Here is a 12951-nt window from a genome sequence, read left to right on the forward strand (position 1 = left end):
GGAAACAAGCACATGAAACTGATTTTTGCCGGCACGCCGGAATTCGCCGCCGCCGCGTTGCGGCAACTGATCGCCGCCGGACACGAGATTCCGCTGGTGCTGACCCAGCCGGACCGTCCGGCCGGCCGCGGCATGAGGTTGAAGCCTAGCCCGGTCAAGGAGGTGGCGCTGGCCCATGGCTTGCGCGTGGCGCAGCCGGAAAAGCTGCGCGGCAACCTGGAAGCGCAGCAAATGTTGCGCGACGTCGGCGCCGACCTGATGGTGGTGGCGGCCTACGGCCTGATTCTGCCGCAAGACGTGCTGGACATTCCGGCGCGCGGCTGTCTGAACATCCACGCCTCCCTGCTGCCGCGCTGGCGCGGCGCGGCGCCCATCCAGCGCGCCATCCTGGCCGGAGACAAGGAAACCGGCATCACCATCATGCAGATGGACGTGGGCCTGGATACCGGCGACATGCTGAGCATCCACCCGGTGGCCATCTCCTCCGACGAAACCGCGGCCACGCTGCATGACAAGCTGGCGGCCTGCGGCGCGGACGCCATCGTCGAGACGTTGGGGCGGCTGGACGCCATCGCGCCGCAAAAGCAGCCGGAAGAGGGCGTCACCTACGCCCAGAAGCTGTCCAAGGCCGAGGCGGAAGTGGACTGGAGCCTGCCGGCGGAGGACGTGGCCCGCGCCATTCGCGCCTACAATCCGGCGCCGGGCGCCTTCACGCAGCTTCACGGCGAGCCGCTGAAGCTGTGGCTGGCCAGCGCGGAGGCCGGTTCCGCCGAGCCGGGCGAAGTAGTGTCCGCGGACGCCGACGGCGTGCTGGTGGGGGCCGGGCAGGGCCTGGTGCGGCTGGCCGTGCTGCAGGCCGCGGGCGGCAAGCGGCTGGCGGCTCGCGATTTTGTCGCCGGCAAGAGTCTGCCGAGGGGAACCCGGCTAGGCGTTTGACGCACTAAGTTGCTGGCCAACCCGCAGTTTAGAGAGGAGAGCATGAACGACAACTGGCTGAAGACCACGCTGCTGATGGCCGCGATCATGGCGCTGTTCGTCCTGATCGGCGGCATGCTGGGCGGCAAGGGCGGCATGCTGCTGGCGCTGCTGTTCGGCGGCGGCATGAATCTGTTCGCCTGGTGGAATTCCGACCGCATGGTGCTGTCGATGTACAACGCGCAGGAAGTGGACGCCAACAGCGCGCCCGAATTCTACGGCATGGTGGCGGAACTGGCGCAGCGCGCCGGCCTGCCGATGCCGCGCGTCTACGTGATCCACGAGGAGCAGCCGAACGCCTTCGCCACCGGCCGCAATCCGGAAAACGCCGCGGTGGCCGCCACCAGCGGCATCATGCGCCTGCTCGACTACCGCGAACTGCGCGGCGTGATGGCCCACGAGCTGGCCCACGTCAAGCATCGCGACACCCTGATCTCCACGCTGTCGGCCACCATGGCCGGCGCGATCTCCGCGTTGGCCAACTTCGCCATGTTCTTCGGCGGCCGCGACGAGAACGGCCAGCCGGTGGGCCTGCTGCCGCGGCTGGCGGTGGCCTTCCTCGCCCCGGTGGCGGCTAGCCTGATCCAGATGGCCATTTCACGGGCCCGCGAGTTCGAAGCCGACCGCGGCGGCGCCGAAATTTCCGGCGATCCGCTGGCGTTGGCGGCGGCGCTGCAAAAAATCGAATATTATGCCCAGGGCATCGCCATGCCCGCGGCCGAGGCGCATCCGGAAACCGCGCAGATGATGATCATCAATCCGCTGTCCGGCGGCGGAGTGGGAGATTGGTTCCGCACCCATCCTCATACCGCCGACCGCATCGAACGGCTGCACGCGCTGGCGCGCGGCGGCCATTAGCGCCAAGCCTTTGACACGACCCGCGGCCAGTCCCTCGGACTGGCCTTGTTTCATCGAAAGACACACCATGCATCAAATCCAGCAACTGGCCGCCGAGATTCTGGCCCGCATCGAGGCCGGCACCACTCTCACCGAAGCGCTGGCCGACGCCCACCGCCAGGCCGGCAAGCTGACGCCGGCCGAACGCGGCGCGCTGCAGGACCTCAGCTACGGCAGCCTGCGCCATCTGGGCGTGCTGCGCCATTGCCTGCGCCAATTGGTGCCGCACCCGGTGCCGGAGCCGCAGATCGAGCGCCTGCTGTTGATCGCGCTGTACCAGCTGCAATACACCCGCGCCGCCCAGTACGCGGTGGTGCACGAGGCGGTGACGCTGGCCGGCATGATGGCGCGCGGCAAGTTCAAGGCGCTGGTCAACGGCGTGCTGCGCAACTTCCAGCGCCGCCACGACGAGCTGTTGGCGAATGCGGCCGCAGACGAGGTGGCGCAGGCCAATCATCCCGATTGGTGGGTGGCGCGGCTGAAAGAGGCCTATCCCGAGCAATGGCGGGACATCCTCGCCGCCAGCAATGTGCATCCGCCGCTGACGCTGCGGATCAACCGCCGCCGCTCCACGGTGGAAAACTATCTGGCCAAGCTGGAAGCCGCCGGCCTGGAGGCCAGCGCGCTGGGCGACGACGCGGTGCAGCTGTCGCGCCCGGTAGCGGTGCGCGACCTGCCGGGTTTCGCCGACGGCCTGGCCTCGGTGCAGGACGAAGGCGCGCAGCGCGCCGCGCACTGGCTGGATCTCAAGCCCGGCATGCGGGTGCTGGACGCCTGCGCCGCGCCGGGCGGCAAGACCGGCCATATGCTGGAGCTGGCCGACGTGGAGCTGACGGCGCTGGACATCGACGAGACGCGGCTGGTGCGCGTCAATGACAACCTGCGAAGGCTGGGACTGTCCGCCCAACTGATCGAGGCCGACGCCTCGCGGCCGGATGAATGGTGGGGCGGCCGTCCTTACGATCGCATCCTGGCCGACGTGCCGTGCTCGGCCTCCGGCGTGGTGCGCCGCCATCCCGACATCAAATGGCTGCGCCGTCCGGGCGATTTCGCGGCGCTGGGCGAGCAGCAGGCGGCGATGGCCGACGCGCTGTGGCCCTTGCTCGCCAGCGGGGGGAAAATGCTATACGCTACCTGCTCGATTTTTCCCGAAGAAAACCGCCAGCAATTGGAAGGCTTCCTGAAGCGCCACCCGGACGCGGTGTGCCTGAAGGACGAGCAATTGCTGCCTTGTGAGCGAAATGACGGCTTCTATTACGCGCTGCTTGAGAAACATTAGCCTGCTGCTGGCGTTGCTATGCGGCCTGCTGCCGCCGGCGCTGGCGGACACCATCGCGTCCCGCCGCGCCGAGGCGGAGGTCATGGCTGACGGCACCTTGTCCGTCAGCACCCGTTTCCTCACCAAACTCACTCCCAGCCTCAGCGAGGCGCTGGAGCAGGGGGTGTCGCTGGGATTTCGGCTGGAATTCCAGCTGACCAAGCCCCGCACCACTTCCTATTACCTTTCCCTGCGCGAGTGGTTCGATCCTCACGCCCAGGTCGCGTTCAAATTGTCCTACCAGCCGCTGACCGGCCGCTACCGCGTCAGCATCGGTAGCCTGTCGAACTATTACCCCACGTTGCGCGAAGCCTTGGCCGCCATCGGCGCGATCCAGGGCTGGCGCGTGCTCAATGCCGGCACGCTGGACCCGAAAAAACCGGGCCAGGTGGCGGGCCAGGTGCGGCTGCTGCTCGATATCGGCGATCTGCCCAAGCCGTTCCAGATGAACGCGCTGGGCTCCGATGACTGGTCGCTGGACTCCGGCTGGATCAAGCTGGATGTCAAGGACGCCGGCTGATGCGCTACGCCACCATCGCGATGGCGACGCTGGGCGCCATCCTGCTTTACCTGTTGGCGGTGGCCACCGGCAACGCTTCCAAGCTCAATGATTACTACTGGTGGGTGTTCGGCCTGAACAGCCTGCTGCTGCTGGCCCTGCTCAGCGTGGTGGGCCGCCAGCTGTGGCGGCTGCGGCAGCGGGTGAAGAACCGCGTGTTCGGGGCCAAGCTGACGCAAAAGCTGGCGCTGATGTTCGCCGGCGTCGCGCTGGTGCCGGGTTTGCTGGTGTTCACCGTGTCGGCGCAATTCCTCACCCGCAGCATCGAAAGCTGGTTCGACGTGCGCGTCGAGGCGGCGCTGGACCGCGGGCTGGTGCTGGGGCGCAGCGCGCTCAATTACGTGCTGGACGATGTCGGCCGCAAGGGGCGCATGGTGCAGGAGGAGGTGGAAGCCTTGCCGGACGGGGTGTTGCCAGTGCGGCTGGAGCGGCTGCGCGAGCAGCTGGGACTGAAGGAAATCGCCGTCTTCAACCGCGCCAACGGCCAACTGCTGGCCTTCGCCGGCGGCGACGCGCGCCGTTTGCCGCAGGCGCCGAGCCACGAGGCGCTGCGGGCGGTCAAGCTGCGCACGCCGCAGCAGAGCATAGAAAACGATAACAACAGCGGCCTGGCGCTGAAAGTGCTGCTGGCCTACCGCGCGCCGGGAGAGCAGACCCGAGTGTTGCAGTTGCTGCAGGCGGCGCCGGCCGACATCAGCCGCGACGCCGAGCAGATCGAAAGCGCGCGCTCCGAATACCGCCAGCTGTTGTTGGCGCGGCAGGGGCTGCGCACCTTTTACATGCTGACGCTGGCGTTGGCGGTGCTGCTGGCGCTGACTGCGGCGCTGGCCTTCGCGCTGTTCTTGTCCGAACGGCTGTCGGCGCCCTTGTCCGAGCTTGCCGCGGGGACCCGGGCGGTGGCGCAAGGCGACTTTTCCAAGCGCCATCCCGTCTATCGCCGCGACGAGCTGGGCATGCTGACCACGCTGTTCAACCGTATGACGCAGCAATTGGACGAGGCCAGGCAACTGGCGGAAAAGAACCGCGGCGAGCTCGAAGGCGGCAAACTTTATCTGGAAAGCATACTGGCCAATTTGTCGGCCGGCGTCATCGCTTTCAGCGGCGATTGGCAGATCCGCGCCGCCAATACCAGCGCTTCGCGCATTCTGGGCGTCGATTTCAGCGATCTGGCCGACCACCGCTTCCCGGAGTGGGGCGCGGTGATTCCGGCGGTGTCCACGTTGGTGGACACGGTGATGCAGCACGCCGACGGCGACGTGGAGAGCGACTGGCAGACCCAGCTAGGCTACGAAACCGCCCAGGGCGAGCGCGCGCTTTTGGTGCGCGGCGCGCGGCTGCCGGAGCATTCCAGCGACGGCTACGTGCTGGTGTTCAACGACATCACCGAACTGGCGCGCGCCCAGCGCGACGCGGCTTGGGGCGAGGTGGCCAAGCGGCTGGCGCACGAGATCCGCAATCCGCTGACGCCGATCCAGCTGTCTGCCGAAAGGCTGGCGATGAAGCTGGCGGACAAGCTGGAAGGCGCCGACGCCGACATGCTCAAGCGCTCCACCGACACCATCATCAAGCAGGTGGGCGCGCTCAAGGGCATGGTGGAGGCGTTCCGCGATTACGCCCGCGCGCCGCGCATCAAGCTGGTCAAACTTGATCTCAATCAGGTGATCCGGGAGGTGATGGCCCTTTACGAATCCAATCCTGCTGTTAAGATTGCGCTGGACGATGTTCCGCTGATGATCATGGGAGACGCCGCCCTGCTCAGGCAGGTGCTGCACAATCTGATGCAGAACGCTCAGGATGCGGTCCTTGACGTTGGCATCCCGATGATTCAAATTAGCAGCCGACAAGAAGAAGGAAACGCGCTCGTCAGCGTGGAGGACAATGGCTCGGGCTTCAATCCGGACATCCTCAGGCGCGCGTTCGAGCCATACGTGACCAGTAAAGCCAAGGGAACCGGTCTTGGACTGGCCGTGGTCAAGAAGATTATGGAAGAACACCATGGACAGGTCATTTTGGGGAGCGCCGGGCGGAATGGCGCGCGGGTCCTTCTTTCCCTGCCATTGCTGGAGGCCTAATGCGTAGCAGCGATATTTTGATTGTGGACGACGAGATCGGCATCCGAGAGTTGCTCTCCGAGATCCTGCAGGACGAAGGTTATACCGTGGCCCTGGCGGAAAACGCCGAGGTAGCCCGCCAATTGCGCAACCAGACCCGCCCCGCGCTGGTGTTGCTGGACATCTGGATGCCCGATTGCGACGGCGTCACCCTGCTGAAGGAATGGGCCAAGTCCGGCCTGCTCAACATGCCGGTGGTGATGATGTCAGGCCACGCCAGCATAGACACCGCGGTGGAAGCCACTCGCATCGGTGCCTTCGATTTCCTCGAAAAGCCGATCGCGCTGCAGAAGCTGCTGACCACGGTGCAGCGCGCGCTGAAGTACGGCGACATGCAGGCCAATACCTCGCTGAATCTGGACAAGCTGGGCCGCAGCGAGCCGATACAGGAATTGAAGCGCCAGCTGGAGCGCGTGGCCAAGGTCAAGTCGCCGGTGCTGTTGACCGGCGAGTCCGGTTCGGGCTTTGAGCTGGTGGCGCGCTTTTTCCATCAGGGCAACACGCCGTGGGTGACGCCGGCCAAGCTGGAGCAGCTGGCCGACGCGCCGCTGGAGCTCTTGCAGAAGGCCAACAACGGCGTGCTCTATCTGCCGGAGATCGGCCAGTACAGCCGCCGCGTGCAGCAGGGCCTGCTGTTCCTGCTGTCCAAGCTCGATCGCTTCAACGTGCGCCTGATCTGTTCCTGCAGCCGTCCGCTGCAGGAGCTGCTGGTGGACCCGGAGTGCGACAACCGCCTGCTGACCGCGCTGTCCAGCGTGATTGTGCCGATTCCGCCGCTGCGCGAGCATTCCGAAGACATCACCTTCATCGCCGAGCAGATCCTGGTGGAGCTGGTGGAGTCCAAGCAGGTGCCGGCGCGCAAGCTGACCACCGCCGCGCTGAACGCCATGCGCCAGTACGACTGGCCGGGCAATCTGGAGCAGCTGCGCAGCATCATCAAGAGCCTGGCGCTGACCGCCGAGTCCGACGAGATCGACGCCGCCGAGGTCAACAAGGTGCTGGCCCAGTTCCGCCACGAGAAGCCGGTGGAGGAGTCGGGCTTCGACTTCAACATCCCGCTGCGGGAATTGCGCGAACAGCTGGAGCGCCGTTATTTCGAGTACCACATCTCGCTGGAGAACGGCAATATGAGCCGGGTGGCGCAGAAAGTGGGCCTGGAGCGCACTCACTTGTACCGCAAGCTGAAGCAGCTGGGCATCAAGTTCGCCCGCAAGGTGGCGGAGGAGTAAGGCAAAACGCCTGATATCGCGTTGCGGCAATGTTGGGCTTCGCTCAGCCCAAGCTAAGAGGCGCGCCTAGTTCCGGGTGTTTTGTACGGACGCAATCGCTTATCGACGCCAGCCTTCCCGGCTGGCGTTTCGCATTTGGGAGCATCACATGGAATTCGAACGCGATCTGGACGATGAGGCGTTGCTGCGTTACAGCCGCCATATCCTGCTTCCCGAGATCGACATCGCCGGCCAGCGCCGGCTGCTGGCGGCGCGCGCGCTGATCGTCGGCGCCGGCGGCCTGGGTTCGCCGGCGGCGCTGTACCTGGCTGGCGCCGGCGTCGGCCGGATCGCCATCGTCGACGACGACGCCGTGGAGCTGTCCAATCTGCAGCGCCAGATCGCCCACGACACCGCCAGCCTGGGCCAGGGCAAGGCCGAGTCTGCGGCGCGGAGGATGGCCGCGATGAACCCTTCGATCGAGGTCAGGCCGCTGGCCGAGCGCCTGTCAGGCGAGCGATTGATCGAAGAAGTCGCCGCGCACGACCTGGTGCTGGATTGCTCGGACAATTTCGCCACCCGCCACGCGGTCAACCGCGCCTGCGTGGCCGCCAGGGTGCCGCTGGTGTCCGGCGCGGCGGTGCGCTTCTCAGGCCAGCTGGCGGTGTTCGACAGCCGAGATGCGGCGTCGCCGTGCTACCACTGCCTGTTCCCGGACGAGGGAGAGGCCGGCGACGGCCCGTGCGCGACGTTTGGCGTGCTGTCGCCGCTGGTGGGCGTGATCGGCAGTTTGCAGGCGGTGGAGGCGGTCAAGCTGCTGGCCGGCGTTCCGCCGGCGCTGGGCAAGCTGACCCTGTACGACGCGCTGAACGGGAGCTTCAAGCAGATCCGCGTGCCGCGCGATCCTGCTTGCGCGGTGTGCGGGGAATTGTAGGGCGGAAGCCCGGCTTGCCGGGCGTTCCGCCTGATGCATAGATGGCTGGCGATGGCGACCATAGGGTTGCAAGAAAATTTAAACAGGAGCGCTGGATATGGAGCCCCCATGGATCAGGTATCCCAAAATACCTTTGGGATCCATTGGATGGAGAATGGGTGGGGGTGAAGTGTATTGGTATGCGTTCAGGGAGTGGTACTCGTCTCTACTAGAAGATGAGCGTTTAGCTTTTATTGCCTCATTCCCTGAGCCAACTGGATGGCAGGGCTTTTATGAGCGTATTGTTCCCAGATAAAGATAGGCAGTGAGGCAGGCGGAACGCCCCCGTAGGGGGCTTCCGCCCTACGTGGATTACAGATGCTGCTCGATCAGCTTGCGCACTTCGGGGAAGTTCATCACCCCGACGTAGCGCTTGATGATGTTGCCCTGCTTGTCGATCAGGAAGGTGGTGGGCGCCAGCTGGATGTCGCCGAAGGCCTTGGCTGCGTCGCCCTGGGTATCCACCGCGACGAAGAAGGGCAACTGGTACTTGGCGACAAAGCTTTGCACGTAGTTGGGCGGGTCGTAGCTCATCGCCACCGCCACCACGTTGAGGCCCTTGCCGGCGTAGTCCTGGTGCAGCTTCTTGATCTCCGGCATTTCCTCCACGCAGCCGGGGCAACTGGTGGCCCAGAAGTTGACCAGCACCACCTTGCCCTTCAGCGACGAGGTGCTGGCGGTCTGGCCGGTCAGCGAGGTCAGTTTGACCTCGGGCGCCGGATTGCCGGCGAACAGCAGCGAGTACGCGACGCCGGCCGCCACCAGCAGCGCCGCCAGGATCAACACACCTTTCTTCATTTCATTTTCCCGATCGTCATTCCGGCTTAGGCAGACTTGGCCTGTATCAGTTCCATCGCTTCTTTCAGCGGGCCTTCCAGCACCACGGCCTTGTTCGCGCGGGTGTCGAACACCACGAAGGTGACGTCGGCCTGGGAGACCAGGGTGTCGCTGCCGTCCAGCAGCACGCGCTGGTGGATCACCGCGCTGCGGTTGCCTATCGATTTGACGCCGGTTTCGATGACCAGCGTCTCGCCCATGGTGGCCGGGCGGGCGTAGTCGATGTTGATGTTGACCACGGCCAGCCCCAGGCCGCTTTGCAGGAATTGCGGCAGCGCGCCGCTGTCCTCGAAGCAGTTCCAGCGCGCTTCTTCCAGGAATTCCAGGTAGCGGGCGTTGTTGACGTGGCCGAACAAGTCCAGATGATAGCCGCGGACCTTGATGCGGGTTTCGTGCGCCATGTGTTTTCCCCTCTTTAGTGTGTTGGCGTGGTATTTAATCGGCGAGGCCGTCCAGGTCCAGAGGCGTGAACGCTTCGCGCTCCAGCGGCTCCGGAACCAGGTCAGTCAGCACCGAGTGGATTTCCACCTTGAACCATTGCTGGAACAGGTTGGGGCTGATGTTCTGCGGCCACAGGCTGTCGTCCTCGCACCAGTCGGCCAGCTCGGCCTCGAACAGCTGGCGGTAGCTTTGCTGGACGTAGCGGCGGGCGGCGTCGGCCTCCTCTGCCGGCGGGATCAGCAGCGCGTTGCAGTCGGCGGCCAGCGCCTCCAGCGTCAGCTGCGGGTCGATGCCGCCGGGCAGGCTTTTCAGCCAGTCGAGAAACGGGGCTTGCGGGCGCAGCAGGGCGATGCTGCGGTTGACTTCGAACATGGTGTTTCCTTGATCAATGGCTGGATAAGAGGTTGTCCCGGGTGAACACGAACTTCTGGCTGATGCGCAGCGAAGGGCTGCGCGCCAGCGCCGGCGGGAACGGCGGAAACGGGGAGGAAAGCTCGACGATGCGCTGGGCGGCCTGGTCCAGCACCGCGCTGCCGGACGAGCGGCTGACCCGCTGTTTCAGCAGCGCGCCGTCGGCGGCGATGGTCACTTCCAGCGTCACCGCGCCGTGCAGCCCTTGGCGCCGCGCGTCTTCCGGGTAATTCAGGTTGCCGATGCGCTCCACTTTCAGCCGCCAGTCAGCCTGGTAGCGCGCCCATGGGTAACCGCGGGCCGCCTCGCCCAACTGGTCGCCTGGCTGGCCGCTCTCGCGGTCGCTGTCGGCGGCGGCGTTGTCTCCGCCGCGCGACAAGGCGCCGACCTGAGCCAGCAGCGAACCGGTGCTGATCTGGCCGCTGGGCGGCGCGGACGGCACTTTCGCCGGCGCGGGCGACGGGCGGACGATGGGGTTGGCGGGAGCAGGCGGCATGGGCGCTTCCTCGGCCGGTCGCGGACGAGGCGCTTCGCTGCGGCTGAGCAGCTGGGCGGGCTCCGGACTGTTGCCGGAGCCGGCGTGGTCGGCTTCCGCCGCGCGCGCGGTAGGCGGCGGAACGGGCGCCGGATGGCGGATCAGGCGTATGCTGATTTGGCCGGCCGCCGGCGGGCTCTGCGGCTCGGGCGCGCTCCGGCCGCCGCCCAGGCTGAACAGCAGCAGGTGGGCCAGCAGCGACGCGGCCAGCGCCAGCCACAGCAGCGGGCCGCTGGACGCGGATGGGCGGGAGCGGTGAAGGTGATCGGCCATCGCGGTTTCCGGAGATTGCCAGAGTGTAGCACGCGGGCAAGCAAAAACGCCGCGCGGAGGCGGCGTTCGGCGTTTGGCCGGGGCGCTTATTTTTCCAGCAGGCTGCGCAGCATCCAGGCGGTTTTCTCGTGCACCTGCAGGCGCTGGGTCAGCAGGTCGGCGCTGGGCTCGTCGGAGGCGCGCTCCACTACGGCGAAGACGCTGCGGGCGGTGCGGCAGACGGTTTCATGGCCGTCCACCAGTTGGCGGATCATGTCCTCGGCCTTGGGCGGCGCGCCGGCGGCCTCCGGAATGGCGGTCAGTTTGGCGTAGTCGGCGTAGCTGCCCGGCGCGTAGTGGCCCAGCGCGCGGATGCGCTCGGCGATGGCGTCCACCGCCAGCGACAGCTCGTTGTACTGGGTTTCGAACATCAGGTGCAGAGTGTTGAACATCGGCCCGGTGACGTTCCAGTGGAAGTTGTGCGTCTTCAGGTACAGGGTATAGCTGTCCGCCAGCAGGCGGGATAGGCCGTGGGCGATTTCCTGGCGGTCTTGTTCATTGATGCCGATATCCATAACGATGCTCCTTTTTGGCGGCGCTGCTTCCAGGCCGCGTTTTGGACTACACTTCCCGTTTTGAGCGGGAAATGGGATGAAACCTTGGTTGTCTTGCCAGGACGGCCACGTCCGGCTGACCTTGCACGTGCAGCCCGGCGCCAAGAAGACCGAGGCGGCCGGCGAGCACGGCGATTGCCTGAAGATACGACTGGCTGCTCCGCCGGTGGACGGCAAGGCCAACGCCGCGCTGCTGGCCTGGCTGGCCGAGCGCTTCGGCGTGGCCAAGCGCGACGTGGCGCTGCTGTCCGGCGACAAGAGCCGGCACAAGGTGGTGCGGATAGACTGCGGCCTGGACGCCGCGGCCGCGCTGGACCGTTTGGGCGTTCACTGAATGCGGCGTCCGGGAGGCGTGGTCTCGTCGACGCGGCTGTATTCGCCCTCGATGACGTCGCTGCCGCCGGCGGGGCCGGCGCCGGGCGCGCCGCCCGGCGTGCGCAGCTGGATGTCCGGGCCCTTCAGCGGCAGCAGCAGCAGGATGGCGGCAATATCGCTGAGCAGGCCGGGCAGCAGGAAAAGCAGGCCGGCCAGCGCGTAGCGCAGCGGCCATAGCAGCGAATACAGCGACACCTTGTCGCCTTGGCGCATCACGCTGCCCAGCGTCAGCAGCGCGCCCAGCTTCTGGTTGCGCAGCATCCACAGGCCCAGCATCGAGGACAGCACCACCAAGAGGAACACCGCCAGGCCGCCGATGCGGTCGGCCAGCGCCACCAGGGCGGCGATTTCGGCGAACGGGTAAATCAACAACAGCAACGGGAGTGCGCGCATCTTGAATTCGATTCCATCTAACGATTGTTTATTGATTGTCTGCAACGCGCCGGACGCGGAAGCCGCCGAGCGCATCGCGACGACGCTGGTGGCGGAGCAACTTGCCGCCTGCGTCAATATTCTGGCCCCCTGCCGCTCAGTGTACCGCTGGCAGGGCGAGGTGGAGCGGGCGGAAGAGATTCCGCTGCTGATCAAGACCCGCGCTGACGCGTATCCGCAACTGGAGGCGCGGCTGGCGGCGCTGCATCCGTACGATGTGCCGGAGATCGTCGCGCTGCCGGTGGCGCGGGGATTGCCCTCTTACTTGACATGGGTATCGGACAGCGTGATTTCAAGTGGGGGATGAGCCTGAGGCACAGTATGGTGGGACTGGCTTCGCCCGCTGTTCGTTCCCATGCCGGCCGGTTGTCCGCATAAAAAAAATTAGCGGTACGGCTTGACGGGTCTGAAACGTTTCATTATAGTTGCGAGCTCTCGATGGGTCGTTAGCTCAGCTGGTAGAGCAGCGGACTTTTAATCCGTTGGTCGCAGGTTCGAATCCCGCACGACCCACCAGAGAAAACTTGGTAAAGTGTAGTAGCGTGTCCCGGACGGGTCGTTAGCTCAGTTGGTAGAGCAGCGGACTCTTAATCCGTAGGTCGAGTGTTCGAGCCACTCACGACCCACCATCCTAGACATGCCGCCGTACGTTGTGCGGGTCGTTAGCTCAGCTGGTAGAGCAGCGGACTTTTAATCCGTTGGTCGCAGGTTCGAATCCCGCACGACCCACCAATCAAGTTCATTTCTGTCTTCAGTGCAGACCGGATGGGTCGTTAGCTCAGTTGGTAGAGCAGCGGACTCTTAATCCGTAGGTCGAGTGTTCGAGCCACTCACGACCCACCACCATCCCTGCACCTCCTCCCGACATGAAAATCTACCGAATGGGTCGTTAGCTCAGCTGGTAGAGCAGCGGACTTTTAATCCGTTGGTCGCAGGTTCGAATCCCGCACGACCCACCAGAATTCCAGATAAGCCCGGACTGCGTCCGGGCTTTTCGCGTTTCCGGTTCGGAT

Annotated in this window: 15 protein-coding genes and 5 tRNA genes; 14 read left to right on the forward strand and 6 right to left on the reverse strand. The window is 65.5% G+C overall.

The genetic code is table 11. From position 1 onward, the window contains the following. Nucleotides 1-12 precede the first annotated feature (12 nt). The 7 genes from fmt to DK842_RS10015 all read left to right on the forward strand — a co-directional run bounded on the left by fmt (nucleotide 13) and on the right by DK842_RS10015 (nucleotide 8002). Nucleotides 13-936 (forward strand): methionyl-tRNA formyltransferase, encoded by a 924-nt coding sequence (gene fmt, locus DK842_RS09985; RefSeq protein ID WP_114061340.1) that lies wholly within the window; start codon nucleotides 13-15, stop codon nucleotides 934-936. A gap of 42 nt (nucleotides 937-978) precedes the next feature. Next, on the forward strand, nucleotides 979-1833 hold the full coding sequence (htpX, locus tag DK842_RS09990; RefSeq protein ID WP_114061341.1) for a zinc metalloprotease HtpX: 855 nt from the start codon (nucleotides 979-981) through the stop codon (nucleotides 1831-1833). Nucleotides 1834-1900: 67 nt separating this feature from the next. Next, entirely contained in the window at nucleotides 1901-3151 is a 1251-nt protein-coding gene (gene rsmB / locus DK842_RS09995) for a 16S rRNA (cytosine(967)-C(5))-methyltransferase RsmB (protein WP_114061342.1), read from the forward strand. Continuing rightward, a complete protein-coding gene (locus tag DK842_RS10000; protein ID WP_232538645.1) occupies nucleotides 3138-3710 on the forward strand; it encodes a DUF4390 domain-containing protein in 573 nt (190 codons plus the stop codon). Before rsmB ends, DK842_RS10000 begins: the two co-directional genes overlap by 14 nt. Beyond that, nucleotides 3710-5821: a sensor histidine kinase gene (locus DK842_RS10005; RefSeq protein WP_114061343.1), complete on the forward strand. Its 2112-nt coding sequence runs from the start codon at nucleotides 3710-3712 to the stop codon at nucleotides 5819-5821. The genes DK842_RS10000 and DK842_RS10005 overlap by 1 nt, the downstream gene beginning before the upstream one ends. Beyond that, on the forward strand, nucleotides 5821-7089 hold the full coding sequence (locus tag DK842_RS10010) for a sigma-54-dependent transcriptional regulator (RefSeq protein ID WP_114061344.1): 1269 nt from the start codon (nucleotides 5821-5823) through the stop codon (nucleotides 7087-7089). The genes DK842_RS10005 and DK842_RS10010 overlap by 1 nt, the downstream gene beginning before the upstream one ends. A gap of 148 nt (nucleotides 7090-7237) precedes the next feature. Beyond that, nucleotides 7238-8002, forward strand: a complete 765-nt coding sequence (locus tag DK842_RS10015) for a HesA/MoeB/ThiF family protein (protein WP_114061345.1) — start codon at nucleotides 7238-7240, stop codon at nucleotides 8000-8002. 351 nt (nucleotides 8003-8353) lie between these two features. Here the strand turns inward: DK842_RS10015 and DK842_RS10020 are convergent, their stop codons facing one another. The 5 genes from DK842_RS10020 to DK842_RS10040 form a co-directional block, all read right to left on the reverse strand. After that, nucleotides 8354-8839 (reverse strand): TlpA family protein disulfide reductase, encoded by a 486-nt coding sequence (locus tag DK842_RS10020; protein ID WP_114061346.1) that lies wholly within the window; start codon nucleotides 8837-8839, stop codon nucleotides 8354-8356. A gap of 26 nt (nucleotides 8840-8865) precedes the next feature. Then, nucleotides 8866-9279 carry an acyl-CoA thioesterase gene (locus DK842_RS10025; protein WP_114061347.1) on the reverse strand — a complete coding sequence of 138 codons (414 nt, stop codon included), beginning with the start codon at nucleotides 9277-9279 and terminating at the stop codon, nucleotides 8866-8868. Nucleotides 9280-9313: 34 nt separating this feature from the next. Further along, nucleotides 9314-9691, reverse strand: a complete 378-nt coding sequence (locus tag DK842_RS10030) for a VacJ (RefSeq protein WP_114061348.1) — start codon at nucleotides 9689-9691, stop codon at nucleotides 9314-9316. 13 nt (nucleotides 9692-9704) lie between these two features. After that, nucleotides 9705-10538, reverse strand: a complete 834-nt coding sequence (locus DK842_RS10035) for an energy transducer TonB (RefSeq protein ID WP_114061349.1) — start codon at nucleotides 10536-10538, stop codon at nucleotides 9705-9707. A gap of 86 nt (nucleotides 10539-10624) precedes the next feature. Beyond that, the gene (locus DK842_RS10040) at nucleotides 10625-11092 is read right to left on the reverse strand and encodes a Dps family protein (RefSeq protein WP_114061350.1); all 468 of its coding nucleotides are present in this window, start codon (nucleotides 11090-11092) and stop codon (nucleotides 10625-10627) included. Between the two features lie 76 nt (nucleotides 11093-11168). Here DK842_RS10040 and DK842_RS10045 point away from each other — a divergent pair, with 76 nt between their 5' ends. Next, entirely contained in the window at nucleotides 11169-11465 is a 297-nt protein-coding gene (locus DK842_RS10045; RefSeq protein WP_114061351.1) for a DUF167 domain-containing protein, read from the forward strand. Here the strand turns inward: DK842_RS10045 and DK842_RS10050 are convergent. Beyond that, nucleotides 11459-11899 (reverse strand): FxsA family protein, encoded by a 441-nt coding sequence (locus DK842_RS10050; protein WP_114061352.1) that lies wholly within the window; start codon nucleotides 11897-11899, stop codon nucleotides 11459-11461. The two genes, DK842_RS10045 and DK842_RS10050, sit on opposite strands and share 7 nt — an antisense overlap. A 31-nt stretch (nucleotides 11900-11930) precedes the next feature. Between DK842_RS10050 and cutA the strand changes: the two genes are divergently transcribed. From cutA to DK842_RS10080, 6 genes are all read left to right on the forward strand, one after another. Continuing rightward, nucleotides 11931-12245, forward strand: coding sequence for a divalent-cation tolerance protein CutA (gene cutA / locus DK842_RS10055; protein WP_232538646.1), 315 nt, complete (start codon nucleotides 11931-11933; stop codon nucleotides 12243-12245). Between the two features lie 133 nt (nucleotides 12246-12378). After that, nucleotides 12379-12454: transfer RNA gene (locus tag DK842_RS10060), tRNA-Lys, on the forward strand. A 37-nt stretch (nucleotides 12455-12491) separates the two neighbouring features. After that, nucleotides 12492-12567 (forward strand) — tRNA-Lys (locus DK842_RS10065). 27 nt (nucleotides 12568-12594) lie between these two features. Further along, nucleotides 12595-12670: transfer RNA gene (locus tag DK842_RS10070), tRNA-Lys, on the forward strand. Between the two features lie 35 nt (nucleotides 12671-12705). Continuing rightward, nucleotides 12706-12781: transfer RNA gene (locus DK842_RS10075), tRNA-Lys, on the forward strand. A 40-nt stretch (nucleotides 12782-12821) separates the two neighbouring features. Beyond that, nucleotides 12822-12897 (forward strand) — tRNA-Lys (locus DK842_RS10080). The last annotated feature ends 54 nt before the right edge of the window (nucleotides 12898-12951 follow it).

The sequence above is a fragment of the Chromobacterium phragmitis genome, from assembly GCF_003325475.1.
GTDB classification, from domain to species: domain Bacteria; phylum Pseudomonadota; class Gammaproteobacteria; order Burkholderiales; family Chromobacteriaceae; genus Chromobacterium; species Chromobacterium phragmitis.

Excerpts from the sequence above, each read along its gene's own strand:
- fmt (WP_114061340.1), top strand. The coding sequence starts at position 13 with ATGAAACTGATTTTTGCCGGCACGCCGGAATTCGCCGCCGCCGCGTTG.
- htpX (WP_114061341.1), top strand. The coding sequence starts at position 979 with ATGAACGACAACTGGCTGAAGACCACGCTGCTGATGGCCGCGATCATG.
- rsmB (WP_114061342.1), top strand. The coding sequence starts at position 1,901 with ATGCATCAAATCCAGCAACTGGCCGCCGAGATTCTGGCCCGCATCGAG.
- DK842_RS10005 (WP_114061343.1), top strand. The coding sequence starts at position 3,710 with ATGCGCTACGCCACCATCGCGATGGCGACGCTGGGCGCCATCCTGCTT.
- DK842_RS10010 (WP_114061344.1), top strand. The coding sequence starts at position 5,821 with ATGCGTAGCAGCGATATTTTGATTGTGGACGACGAGATCGGCATCCGA.
- DK842_RS10015 (WP_114061345.1), top strand. The coding sequence starts at position 7,238 with ATGGAATTCGAACGCGATCTGGACGATGAGGCGTTGCTGCGTTACAGC.
- DK842_RS10020 (WP_114061346.1), bottom strand. The coding sequence starts at position 8,839 with ATGAAGAAAGGTGTGTTGATCCTGGCGGCGCTGCTGGTGGCGGCCGGC.
- DK842_RS10025 (WP_114061347.1), bottom strand. The coding sequence starts at position 9,279 with ATGGCGCACGAAACCCGCATCAAGGTCCGCGGCTATCATCTGGACTTG.
- DK842_RS10030 (WP_114061348.1), bottom strand. The coding sequence starts at position 9,691 with ATGTTCGAAGTCAACCGCAGCATCGCCCTGCTGCGCCCGCAAGCCCCG.
- DK842_RS10035 (WP_114061349.1), bottom strand. The coding sequence starts at position 10,538 with ATGGCCGATCACCTTCACCGCTCCCGCCCATCCGCGTCCAGCGGCCCG.
- DK842_RS10040 (WP_114061350.1), bottom strand. The coding sequence starts at position 11,092 with ATGGATATCGGCATCAATGAACAAGACCGCCAGGAAATCGCCCACGGC.
- DK842_RS10045 (WP_114061351.1), top strand. The coding sequence starts at position 11,169 with ATGAAACCTTGGTTGTCTTGCCAGGACGGCCACGTCCGGCTGACCTTG.
- DK842_RS10050 (WP_114061352.1), bottom strand. The coding sequence starts at position 11,899 with ATGCGCGCACTCCCGTTGCTGTTGTTGATTTACCCGTTCGCCGAAATC.